This is a genomic window from Spirulina sp. CS-785/01 (genome assembly GCF_028330525.1).
Classification (GTDB): Bacteria; Cyanobacteriota; Cyanobacteriia; order Cyanobacteriales; family Spirulinaceae; genus JAQMSD01.
Genome location: NZ_JAQMSD010000056.1, coordinates 21,080 through 32,883 on the forward strand (window position 1 = coordinate 21,080; position 11,804 = coordinate 32,883).

The 11,804-nt window shown below is 46.1% G+C and carries 11 protein-coding genes; 8 read left to right on the forward strand and 3 right to left on the reverse strand.

Features of this window, described 5'->3' with window-relative positions; all coding sequences use genetic code 11:
* Nucleotides 1-32: 32 nt before the first annotated feature.
* Nucleotides 33-3,086, reverse strand: coding sequence for a plasmid replication protein, CyRepA1 family (locus PN462_RS03160; RefSeq protein ID WP_443029047.1), 3,054 nt, complete (start codon nucleotides 3,084-3,086; stop codon nucleotides 33-35).
* 327 nt (nucleotides 3,087-3,413) lie between these two features.
* Here PN462_RS03160 and PN462_RS03165 point away from each other — a divergent pair, with 327 nt between their 5' ends.
* Together PN462_RS03165 and PN462_RS03170 are read left to right on the forward strand one after the other, a co-directional pair.
* Entirely contained in the window at nucleotides 3,414-3,731 is a 318-nt protein-coding gene (locus PN462_RS03165; protein ID WP_272126487.1) for a nucleotidyltransferase family protein, read from the forward strand.
* On the forward strand, nucleotides 3,721-4,071 hold the full coding sequence (locus tag PN462_RS03170) for a HepT-like ribonuclease domain-containing protein (RefSeq protein WP_272126488.1): 351 nt from the start codon (nucleotides 3,721-3,723) through the stop codon (nucleotides 4,069-4,071). Before PN462_RS03165 ends, PN462_RS03170 begins: the two co-directional genes overlap by 11 nt.
* 316 nt (nucleotides 4,072-4,387) lie before the next feature.
* Here PN462_RS03170 and tumA read toward each other — a convergent pair whose 3' ends face one another.
* Both tumA and PN462_RS03180 read right to left on the reverse strand, forming a co-directional pair.
* Nucleotides 4,388-4,597 (reverse strand): antitoxin TumA, encoded by a 210-nt coding sequence (gene tumA / locus PN462_RS03175; RefSeq protein ID WP_272126489.1) that lies wholly within the window; start codon nucleotides 4,595-4,597, stop codon nucleotides 4,388-4,390.
* 77 nt (nucleotides 4,598-4,674) lie between these two features.
* Nucleotides 4,675-5,031, reverse strand: a complete 357-nt coding sequence (locus PN462_RS03180) for an SH3 domain-containing protein (RefSeq protein ID WP_272126490.1) — start codon at nucleotides 5,029-5,031, stop codon at nucleotides 4,675-4,677.
* 325 nt (nucleotides 5,032-5,356) lie between these two features.
* Between PN462_RS03180 and PN462_RS03185 the strand changes: the two genes are divergently transcribed.
* From PN462_RS03185 to mdh, 6 genes are all read left to right on the forward strand, one after another.
* Nucleotides 5,357-7,294 (forward strand): macro domain-containing protein, encoded by a 1,938-nt coding sequence (locus PN462_RS03185; protein ID WP_272126491.1) that lies wholly within the window; start codon nucleotides 5,357-5,359, stop codon nucleotides 7,292-7,294.
* A gap of 398 nt (nucleotides 7,295-7,692) precedes the next feature.
* Nucleotides 7,693-7,995, forward strand: a complete 303-nt coding sequence (locus tag PN462_RS03190; RefSeq protein ID WP_272126492.1) for a YkvA family protein — start codon at nucleotides 7,693-7,695, stop codon at nucleotides 7,993-7,995.
* Between the two features lie 70 nt (nucleotides 7,996-8,065).
* Nucleotides 8,066-9,328 carry a hypothetical protein gene (locus PN462_RS03195; protein WP_272126493.1) on the forward strand — a complete coding sequence of 421 codons (1,263 nt, stop codon included), beginning with the start codon at nucleotides 8,066-8,068 and terminating at the stop codon, nucleotides 9,326-9,328.
* Nucleotides 9,325-10,317, forward strand: a complete 993-nt coding sequence (locus PN462_RS03200; protein ID WP_272126494.1) for a pentapeptide repeat-containing protein — start codon at nucleotides 9,325-9,327, stop codon at nucleotides 10,315-10,317. The genes PN462_RS03195 and PN462_RS03200 overlap by 4 nt, the downstream gene beginning before the upstream one ends.
* 61 nt (nucleotides 10,318-10,378) lie before the next feature.
* On the forward strand, nucleotides 10,379-10,597 hold the full coding sequence (locus PN462_RS03205; protein ID WP_272126495.1) for an NAD(P)H-quinone oxidoreductase subunit O: 219 nt from the start codon (nucleotides 10,379-10,381) through the stop codon (nucleotides 10,595-10,597).
* Between the two features lie 44 nt (nucleotides 10,598-10,641).
* The gene (mdh, locus tag PN462_RS03210) at nucleotides 10,642-11,610 is read left to right on the forward strand and encodes a malate dehydrogenase (protein ID WP_272126496.1); all 969 of its coding nucleotides are present in this window, start codon (nucleotides 10,642-10,644) and stop codon (nucleotides 11,608-11,610) included.
* Nucleotides 11,611-11,804: the final 194 nt, after the last annotated feature.

Here is an 11,804-nt window from a genome sequence, read left to right on the forward strand (position 1 = left end):
TTACTCACTTTTTTCCAAATTTTCAACATTTATTAAACAAATAAATCCAATTGCTGATACTTACTATTGGCTAAAAATGCCCAAGAATTGTCTAGTGAGAGACTATCCCTACTCTCCTCTAAATTGTAATCGTAGTTCCCGGCTTGGGCCAACCAATGGGCAAAAACGGCCTGTCTTTGGTCTTGGGGGGGGTCGATTTTATAGACTCGCACTCGCTTAGTCCGACTGACGCGACGACGGCCTGGGATGCGCTTTCCTTCGCATTTGATACAATCGACCCCGTAGCCGATTTTTTCGAGGAAACGACGGATAATTAAAACAGGACTGGAATTTTTGGCCAGTTTAATTCCCGTAGCTGTTTTAACGAAATTACGGTTTTCTAGGGCAATTTTTTGTAAGTTTTTGAGGTCAATGTCTGTATTGCGTAACTCTCGTTCCGGGTGTTGAATTAATACAGAAATGCCTAATTTTTCCATAATGCCAATGATGGCCCCCAGTTGGGATCGGTTGAAGTCGGGGAGGAAAATGTCCCCTTCTCCTTGCTGGAGGAGTTGTTGCGCGATCGCAGCATCCCTCTCTGCTAAATACCCCCGGCCCACCGTCAAAAAGTAATGTAACCGCAACTGGGAGTACCACCCCTTATCATCCTGCATCACCAACTCCGGTGTCACCGTCAACCCATAGCGACGCTGTAAGTCAGACTTGCGTAACTGTCTGCGTTCCTTGGCCGTTTTCACCAGTTGCTTTTTCAACCGCAAATAGTCCGACTCACTGAGATCAGGGGAATCGGCGATCGCCTGACAATCTTCTTGATAGTTGCGATCGCGCACTTGCACAATCATCTCCCCCAAATCCGGCGATCCCTCCTCAGTCGGGGTTTCCGGTTTTGGCAACTCAGCCACCGGGGCCACCTCCCGCAACAAATGCCCCTCCCCTCGCAACGCGGCCAACAACGTCTCCCGATAATTCAACATAGAGGCATTGAGACGTACCGCAAACTTCGCCCACCCCAGCAAAGATTCCGCCTGAAAGCCCGTTTCTAGGTCATCTAACGCCATAAAATCACTCTGTTGGAGTAATTTGATATTCAGTTGGGTTAAACGCTGGCCAGAGGCTAATAACGCGGGAATGGAAGTCGAACCATTGCCCACCTGATTAAAGCCAAAATTGGCCACCCAGAGATAACGGGGGATATTCTCCCGAATGCGTCCCATAGACTGTCTCACAGAATTTTCCGCCTGGACTCCCTGCGCGATCGCCCAAACCGAAGTAAAATGTCCCCGAATGTCCAGACTCACCCCCGTCTCAATACAAGGACTCGCCAAAACAACCTCATAATCCCCTAAAATTGCATTCAAATTCACCATACACCCATACGCCGGATGAGTGGGATCAGCCAGCGACTCCGAATCCAAACGCAACACCCTTTTATCGGGGAATTGTTCCCGCAAATACGCCTCCAAATTGCGCGTCCCCCACTGACTACGGGTTTTTTGTGCCGAGAGACAGACAAACGGTTTCCCTCCCTCCCGAATATGTTGCGCTAAATCTTCCACCAAGCGATCGGGGGTTGTATCCGGATAATGATACAATCGCCAAGCCTCATCAGGACTAGGTTTCCAGTCGTTGTGGATAATATAAGGGTGTTGGGGAATCCCCCCTAGAGAGGTTAAATAATCTAAAGACGTATCACTGAGATCAGCATCGGACACATACACTTGTCCCCCTCCCCCCAAAACATTCTGCATCAGGGTTTTCAGGGATTTAAGAATCGCCACCCGATTTCCCCGACAGGTGGCAGAATTTAACCCATGCCATAATACCTGTTCCACTTCATCCATAATCACTACCCCATCTTCCCAGTTGCTGGCCTGAAACTTAGCTTGAGAATTGGGGTGGAGGGAGTCTATACAAAGGCCGTATCCTTGCAATGCCCCATGGGGACTGTTGCGGACTTCCGTAATATACTGCAAGCCAAAGCGTTGACAAAGGGCTTCCACCAGCTTCACCCGATGCCCGATGACTAACACCCATTGTCCCCGCTTCAAGGCATCTTGCACGACTTTTTCTAAGAGTTGCGTTTTGCCTGTCCCTTTGGGGGATTTAATGCCAATTAATCTGGCGGTTTCTGGGATGTCCAGTTGCGGGAGATAGCGACAGTTGAGTTGCGTTTGAATGGGGTGCGTGAGTTGGCTGAGGGTTTGTGCTTTCCAACTGTCGAGGGAGGGGGCGGTTTCGTAGGCATGATCAAAGGTTGCTTGGCCGTGGTTGGCGATGAGGTCATCGACTCCTTTCCCCCATTCTGCTTTCCACTGCACAATCTGCACCTCGCATCCTTGCTGGGTGAGGAGATACCCGGTTTGGCGAATGGCGGCGTTTACGGCTTTAATGGTGTTGGGTTTGCGGTCTTGATCGAAGACAATATAAATTTTGCGGCCTTGTTGACAGAGTTTGGCCAGTTGGGGGATAAGGCGAGATTTGCCGATGCGGTTGCCTTGGTTGTCTTTGGGGACGCGGTAGCCTCCATTTACTCCTGGAAGTGCGATCGCAGCATACCCGGCAGTTAATAAAGCCCCCGCTTTTTTCGCCCCCTCGGTGATACAAAGGGGAATATGGGGATGATCCATCAGCCACTGCCAAAAGCCATTATCCGGTTGTTCGTCGGGCATTTCTGCGGGAGACTCAGCAGGGATATCCGGGAGGGGTTGCTGATAGCGTTGGGCAATTTTCCCCCAAATATGGGGGGGAACACGCAAGGCAAAGACTCCGGTTGCGGTTTTGGGGGGATGTTCGTATTTGATGGCCTTGCGACAATCGGCGGTTAACCGGGGCAGGTTGGGTTTAAAACATCCCCAAATATCTTCTTCTCCGGTGAGTACGTCAATGCCAGAACACCACCAACCCCCCTGTTCGATGTGTTCATAGCGTTTCAACAGGGAGTCCCGCAGACGGCCATCATTCCGTCGGGGCAGTCCATTGGCATAGAATAGGTAATCGTAAGGGCGATCGCCTTCTAAAGTTGTGACGTTTAACTGGGTGAGTTGCATATCCACACAACTCGCCCCCCATTCTTGAAGATAATGCACGGCAGTTTCGCTGATTCGTTCCAAATGTGAGCCAATTGGGTGTGTCTGCTCACAGGATAATCAACTATACACTAGATGTAGTGGGTTCGTAAAAAAAATTTTCTGGATGAGGGGAGGGAAGGGGTGCGATCGCGCAATTCACCGTAAACCCAGTCACCGTCTCATCCTACCCTAATCATTTCATTATAGCCGTTCCTCAGTTCTAGCCAACTAAATATTTACCATTGAGTAAAATTATTTTAAAACCCGAAAATCAAAACAATGCAGTGTATTTTTTGCAAAATATGAAAAATAAATTGCTCTACTTTTTATTAACATAGATTTGTCATGAATCAGAATCTTAACTCCCAAATAATTGATCAAAAGACTGTCCTCTCCACCCTTAAAAACCATTCAGAAGACCTTCAAAACTTAGGCGTTAAATCTCTCTCCCTATTTGGTTCAACCGCCCGGAATGAAGCCACCCCAGACAGCGATCTCGACTTCCTTGTCGAATTTAACGCCGAACTAACCTTTAAGCGTTACATGAAGCTAAAATTCTTCCTTGAAGACCTATTTAACAAAAATGTTGATCTCGTTATCAAAACCGACCTAAAACCCCAAATCAGGGAAAGCGTTATCAAGGAATCCATCTATGTCACGTAACCTTAGTCTCTATCTTAATGATATAATTAACAGTATTGATAAGATTCAAAACTATACCACTAACCTGACCTATGACCAATTATGTGAAGATGACAAAACCCTCGATGCGGTTATTCATAACTTGCTTATCATCGGTGAAGCGACCAAGCAAATTCCCAATTCAATTCGGCTGAAATATCCGCAAATCGAATGGAAGCAAATCGCAGGTTTAAGAGATATTATTGCTCATACCTATTTTTCCATTAACTCAAAAATCGTCTGGGATATCATTCAAACCGAACTTCATCCCCTAAGAAACTGTGTAAACATTATCCTCCAAAACGAAAATTCAGACAAGTAGAATTTCCCAATGGTTAGCCAAACTAATTTTACCCCTATTATTTGTCAAGTTATCTTTGACTAAGGCATATAAATGCTCAACCATATCAAGCGTATTGAGATTTTCTTGTAAAATAGTTTGCTCTTTGATCACATCAGAGACTATTGTTTGAAGTCTTTGTTTGATTTTATTTTTTGGGTGGCGAGTTGATACCATATTAACTGGCTAATTTAATAATATTATAAAATATCTTCTTTAAAATTATAGCAAGTGTAGAGCAGTTTTTAATATTTCTTCGGTACTATTTTTAATTCTGAAAGGAAACATAGTGAGGGGTTTAGCCCTCACTACGAACCAACTCTAAAAAGTGTCGATAATCATTTGCCCATTCTACAAATATTTCTTCATCAGAAAGTTGTCCTTTGCAATAAGAGTCAAAAAATTGTTCTGAGTCCATACTATATTGAGTTTCATAGATACTCAGCCGCTTGGTAACAGCAATTAGAGCATCTAAAAGTGATGTATAAACAATCTGTTGTTTTTGCATTGGTATCTCTTATTGTTTAAGAGAACTGAGAGAAAGAGTTGCTTTTTTTCGTTACTTGCAACTCCTTCTCTGAAAAACTATTCACAAGTTAAATAATCTGCATTAACCCAACCTTCTCGACCATTAACTTGGCTGTTGGGACCTTGTACGACTCGAACATAGTACCACAGGATATTATTATGATGGATAAACTTACCTGTTCCTATCATAGCCTCCACAATATTACCATTATCCAGTCCTGCAAAGGGTTCTCCACCCGGTTCTGGACGAACGGCTAATCGTCCTTGTTGTAACCCGGATACTCGACAAGTTCGCCAACTCCATGTCCGTTGTGCCGTTGCTGGTTCGATGCTAGGAGTAATAAAGGGAATGGAGGTTGCTAACAAGACACTGGCTGTAATACTACAACTCCCTAGAATGTTGTGAATCTTCATAGTGATTATTCTGTATTTTCTCACTTAACTGACAAAGTTTAAAACGTCAATTACCGGAATAGGTTGCACTTCATTAATTCGTGATGAAATTTTACAAGTAGTAAATCAGCAAAAGTGATTTATTACTAAATATTTTATTTTTTTTTAAAATGTAACAAACTGCGTAAAGCAATTTTTGGGTTCACTTGGCGACTGACTGGACGTTGTACCTACAGTCTGTCGCAAAGAATTATAAAATTTTGCTTGACTCTTTATCTATTTTTCGATTGCTGCGATAAACTACCTCTAGATAGAAAACACTGTGTGATTTTGGAGTATCCCTATTATGTCTCTGATTATCGGCTTTGTTACCAGTTTTATTCTTCCTACAATTGGGAGTATATTGCAGTTAATTATTCCGGTTGCTGCCTCAGTTTTAGTTTTTTCTTTCTCTAAAATTCCTCAAATTCCTCGTTATATTAAATTTTTACGATTATTGTATGAGGATACTGATCCCAACTCTAAAGCCCGTCAAATGATAACTTTAGCATTACTCATACTGGGCAGTTTATTAACCTTTTTAACTTATTCCTTTATTCCAGGGACAGGAATTCCTATCTTGGGAACAACGATGAACGCTATTGCGGCTATGCTGGCTATTGTTGTTCTCCTAGTTAGTTTTAATTTTATTTTTCATGTAAACGAAGATTACTACTTACAAAAATTGAGTCAAACCCATCCCGAAGAAATGAAGAACTTATTGCAAGACATTACTGCCTTAGCGAAAATATTCGGAAAATCATGGAAAAAATTAACGAATCTGTTAGAACAGTTACTTCCAAAATTAGAGGAACAAATTCTGAAAAATCCAGAAGCCGCCAATACACTGCAAAACTATATTGATGACAAAATTAATGGGCTTTTACTCTATTTAGGCACACAAGAGTTACAACCCATCACCAAAGATGAATTTCAACGGGAACAGTTAAAACAACAAATTACAGGAGGTTTACCGGCTGCCGCTAAATTTGGGGGTTCTGTTGCAGAAGGATTAACCGCAGGGGGTTTAACCACTACTGGAACAGCCGCTTTAGCCTCTAGTACCTTTGTTCAAGCGGGGTTTTGGACTTCAGTTCAAGGGGCTTTAGGGTTATCAGGCGGTATTGCAGTAGGGGCTTCTGCTTATGCCTTACTCACCATTGTAGCTCCCGTCGGACTTGGCACACTGGCAACTGTAGGTGTGACTCGTGGGGTCTTTCAATGGAGAAACCGTAAAGAGCGTAAGCAAATGAGTCAGTTTGTAACAGATGTTTTAATGGCAGCTTTACCGATGGTCTGGGTTGATGGAGAGTTTTCCCAAGAAGAACGAGATGTACTGCACAAAATGTTAATGAATCCCGCTATTCTTGAAGAAGATCGGAAACGGGTTTATGGGGTTATAGAAGAACAGCGTAGTTTCGATCAGGTTTTAGCCACTGGATTGTTGGTCGATGATGAACATCGCAAAAAACACGATCAGCCCAGTGTCAAAGAGAAGATGAAACATCGACTTTTGTTATGTATCGCTTGGGAGTTGGCGAAAGCCGATGGCAAGATAGATGTGGAAGAAATTCAACTCCATAATCGCATGGCTCAGGTGTTACCGACCATTGAACCAGAAGCGGTTCAGGAAATTCGCCGGGTCGTCAGTTGTGAGTCTGGAGTCAATTTCCAAGAACGGATTTCGGTTGTACAAGGGGATATCACTACTCAATCCGTTGATGCCATTGTGAATTCGGCGGATGAAACCTTACTGATCAAAAAACCGTTGAATTGGCTGCCGTTTCAGCAAGACCGTCAAGAGGTTGATTGGGCAATTCACCAAGCAGCAGGTGCGGATTTACTCAAGGAGTGTAAACGACTTAAAGGTTGTTCAATAGGAGAAGCAAAAATGACTCCTAGTTTTAACTTATCTGCGTCTTACGTTGTTCATACAGTGAGTCCTATTTGGACCGAGGGAACATTACAAGAAGAAGAATTGTTAGCGCAATGTTATCAGAATAGCCTTAAACTGGCTCAAAAATTGGGCTTACGTACTGTGGCTTTTCCCTTGTTAGGAACAGGGATAGGAAGTTTCCCGTTGGAACAAGCAACACGGATTGCCATGACTGAGATCAAAAAATTTCTGAGTGTTAATTTTGAGGTGGAACAAGTAACACTGGTGTGTCGCAATGAAGCAATTTATCAGTTCTGTGAACAAGTCTTGCAAGAACCTGTGATGATCGCGGCAGCTATTGAAGAATAGTTCACTTTGGTTTGAGAAGTTGCGCGATTCCCTTACTGGGACGCTAGCCGAAGTCCAGAAACGCGATTCCCCTACGGGGACGCTACTGCGATCGCCTCAAAACCAGTCCCTTATCCAGGCCCTCCCTAGAAACGACCCCTCAGTTAACATCGGTCATGGAGAGTCATCCCGCCATAACGGAAGAAGCTCACAGAGGTTTCACTAGGGACTCACTAGGTTAAAAAACAGCGATCGCAAAGTTATAATTCGTTAAATACTGTGGAAAACTCGGTCAAATCTGTGGAAAATGCTGAAGATGTTGTGGAAAAACTCCCCCTAAAAACCCCAGTCGGGATATCCCCCATCGCCAAACCCTCCCCTCATTTGCCACAATAAAAACAAGGATTCAACAAGACTTGATGAATAACTCCGTAAAATCGCTCTATCAATGGTATCGTAATACCCTCCGTAACCCTCAGTATCGCTGGTGGGTCATCCTAGGAAGTCTCCTCTATCTGATCAGTCCCATTGATATCGCCCCCGACCTCATCCCCCTGGCCGGCCAAGTAGATGATATTGTTCTCTTAACCCTCCTCCTCACCGAAGTCTCTCAAATGGTACTCGACTTCGCCCAACAAGGCCAAACCTCCGAAGTCAGCAAAGAAACCCAAGATCAGTCCGTCAAAACCGTCGATGTGGATGCAGTCCCCCTAGAGGAGTAAAAACCCCTACTCCACCCGACAAGGACTTTAGTATAATAAAACGAGATAACGCCGTGTGTGCGAGGAACTCATGTCCGTTGCCACCTTACTGGACGAAATAGCCACAACATTAGCACAACATGAACATCAGGTCAGAATTCGGAAACTGTTATTTTGTGCCTGTTATAATCGTTGGGAAAACGACCAATCTATTCTGGCAAATTTAGAAATAGAGAGCTTATTATTTCGCCTCTATCAACAGCATACCACCCTCGAAAAAATAACCGAAACCCTCTACACCGTCGTTCAAAAGCTCAATCGCAAAACCCAATACGCTCAACTGGCCAATGTCATTATTGAACAAGTCAAACCCCTGTACGACCACACCCCGCCACCTTCCCCAGACACAGACAACAGCGAAGCCACGCAATTTTTAAGCAGCGAAACCACCCAATTTTACCCCCAATTTACTCCCCCCTCTCCCTTAACCAACATTGCCCAATCCCTCGACCAACACGAACAATCCCTCCGCATTCGGAAACTGTTATTTTGTGCCTGTTATAATCAATGGGAAAATAACATTCAACCCCTCCTACAACTAGACCTCATCGAACTCCTAAAAACCCTCCAAAGTCGCCATAGCAGCACCAACGAACTCAGCACCACCCTTTACAACATCGTCGGCAACTTAAACCGAAAAGTCGCCTATTCTCAACTAGCCAACTTCATCATCGAACAACTCCAAGGACTCTACCCCACCCTTGAAGCCAACTCCACCCAATTCCTCACCCCCCAACCCCCTTCTAACACCGAATTTACCCCCCCAAACCAGGACAACTCCCCCCCCTCCCCACCTTCCCCAGACGAAATGGCCACCGAAGTCATACAAAATCCCATCTCCTCACCCCCCAACCTCAACAACCCCGACGACACCACCAACTACACCCAACGCAACCAAACCGCCTACACCGAGAAAACCACCGTCTCCCAAGGCAACCAAACCGCCGCCTTCCTACAAACCCAACTGCAAACCCATCACCCCTCCCATAAAGCCTATGATCCCTTTGAAATTCGCCTAGAAGTAATGAAATATGCCAACCCCCTCCGGGCCAAAATCCTCAGCTTCTCCACCCTCAATCATAAATTTGAAACCACCGGAAACGAATGGTCCAGTTTACGCACCCAATCCTTTGATCAACTCCTCCGACAACTCTACGAAACCTACCGAGAATTTACCTACTTAGAACAAAACCTCTACAAAACCGCCCAACACCTAGAGGCCCCCGACGAAAGCCAACAAGCCGCAGAAGCGATCGCGCAAGCCATGAAACCCTACTACCCCCTACCCTCATGACCCCCCAAGACCTCATCCAACGATACGAAAGCGGAGAAACCCACTTTCAAGGCATCCAATTAAGCGGGGCCAACCTCCTCGAAGCCGACCTCATCGGCATCGACCTCCATCACGCCGACCTCCACAGCAGCATCCTCATCCTCGCCTACCTCAGCCGGGCCCAACTCAACAAAGCCAACTTAAACGGGGCTAAACTCAGTGGGGCTAACCTCAATCAAGCCTCCCTCGCCGGGGCCAACCTCCACAACGCAGACTTACACGGGGCCAGCTTACAAGGGGCCAACCTCCGCAGCGCCGATCTCACCCTCGCCACCCTCCTTGATGCTAACCTCATCGAAGCCGACTTGCGCGGCAGTGACCTCAGTGGGGCCAACTTAACCGGGGCTTGTTTACGGGGGGCCAATTTACGGGAAGAAAGGCGCATCTATACCGCCAATTTAATCGGGGCCATTCTCACCGGAGTGGACCTACGGGGGGCCGACTTAAAAGGGGCCGACTTGTCCAAAGTAGAAATGAGTCGGGCAAATTTGCAAGAAGTCAATTTTCGGGGGGCCGACTTACAAGGGGCTAATTTAGCCGGGGCCGACTTGAGTGGGGCCTACTTACAAGAGGCCAATTTAGCCGAGGCCAACTTAGCCGCCGCTACCCTGTGTAATGCGAAGTTAGATCGGGCCATCTTATCCGAGGCCGACTTAACCGAAATCAACTTACACCAGTCCGTCCTGTCCAACGCGAAATTAAATAAAGCCCAATTAAGTCGAGCCGATTTAAGCTATACTCGCCTCAACCGGGCAGATTTAAGCCGGGCCAACCTCCGCAACGCCAATCTCAGTCATGCAGACTTAATTGAAACCTACTGTGCGCGGACCAATCTCACCGGAGTCAACTTTACCGAAGCCAATTTAACCCGTGCTGAATTAAGTACCGCCATTTTAACTTGGATAGAATGGACCGGGGCCACCATGCCCGACGGCAGCGAACGAGATTAACGGCGAAATTGTGTCAGAATACGAAAAATATCCTTAAAACTGTCGCAATTCAGAGAGTGTTATGGCTAAAAAACTGAAACGAGGGTCATTAGTTCATGTGGTGCGAGAGCAACTCGAAAACAGTATCGAGGCAAAAGCCAGTGATACTCGCTTTCCCGCTTACTTATTTGAGAGCAAAGGCGAGATCGTCGAAACTGAGGGAGATTATGCTTTTGTTAAATTTTACGTCCCTACCCCCGGAATGTGGCTACGATTAGATCAACTAGAAGCTGTTGACTAGACCCAGTGGTCTAGCCCTAGTTGTTTATTATTCGGGGATAACTTATGAATTATTCTTCTACAACATCGACAGGATATCGCTCTGCTCGCGTTACAGTTGTTGGGGCCGGTAAAGTAGGGAGTACCCTCGCCCAGCGCATTATAGAGCAAAATTTAGCCGATGTGGTGCTGTTAGATGTTGTGGAGGGACTACCCCAAGGGGTGGCCTTAGATTTAAGCGAGGCCCAAGGGTTAGAGTTACACGATCGCACCATTATTGGCACAAATGACTATGCAGACACAGCCAATTCTGATCTCGTCATTCTGACTGCCGGGTTGCCGCGTCAACCCGGAATGAGTCGGGATGATTTAATCGGCACGAATGCCAAAGTAGTGGGAGAAGCCGCCAAACAGGCTATTTCCTACTCTCCCAATGCAATGTTAATGCTAGTCACTAACCCCTTGGATGTCATGACCTATTTAGCGTGGAAGGTGACAGGATTGCCCCCTCAGCGCGTCATTGGCATGGCCGGGGTTTTAGACTCGGCCCGTCTCCAAACCTTTATTGCCATGGAGTTAGGGGTGTCCATTGGCGATGTCACTACCTTAGTATTAGGCGGCCATGGGGATTTAATGATCCCACTTCCCCGCTATTGTACCGTGCGGGGTGTTCCTCTCCCGGAATTATTAGACCCAGCCACCATTGAGCGACTCACGGAGCGCACCCGCAACGGAGGAGCAGAGTTAGTGAAATTATACAAACGAGGGGGGGCTTATTATGCCCCCTCTTCGTCGGCCTGTTTAATGGCCGGGGCGATTTTAAATAACCAATCCCGTCTCCTCCCTGCTGCGGTTTATCTCAATGGGGAATATGGCCTCAAGGATATTTTTATCGGGGTCCCTTGTCGTTTAGGCAATCAAGGGGTTGAGAGTATTTTAGAGTTAAAGTTAACGGAGGAGGAGCAGGAGGCATTACACCAGTCGGCGGCATCAGTGCGCAGTAATATTGATAACGCCTTGGCGAGTTTTGGTTAGAGAAACGCCCCTTCTGAGTCTAATGCCTTGACACAGCTAAAATAGTGCAATAGGTAGGGTGGGCAATGCCCACCCAGCCCTGTCAAGGTGGGTAACGAGATATGGCGGTTTGGAGTCGCCCTCACCCCCCAACCCCCTCTCCCAACCTTGGGAGAGGGGGAGAAAATGTCTCTCACAAGTGTCTGAAACAACGG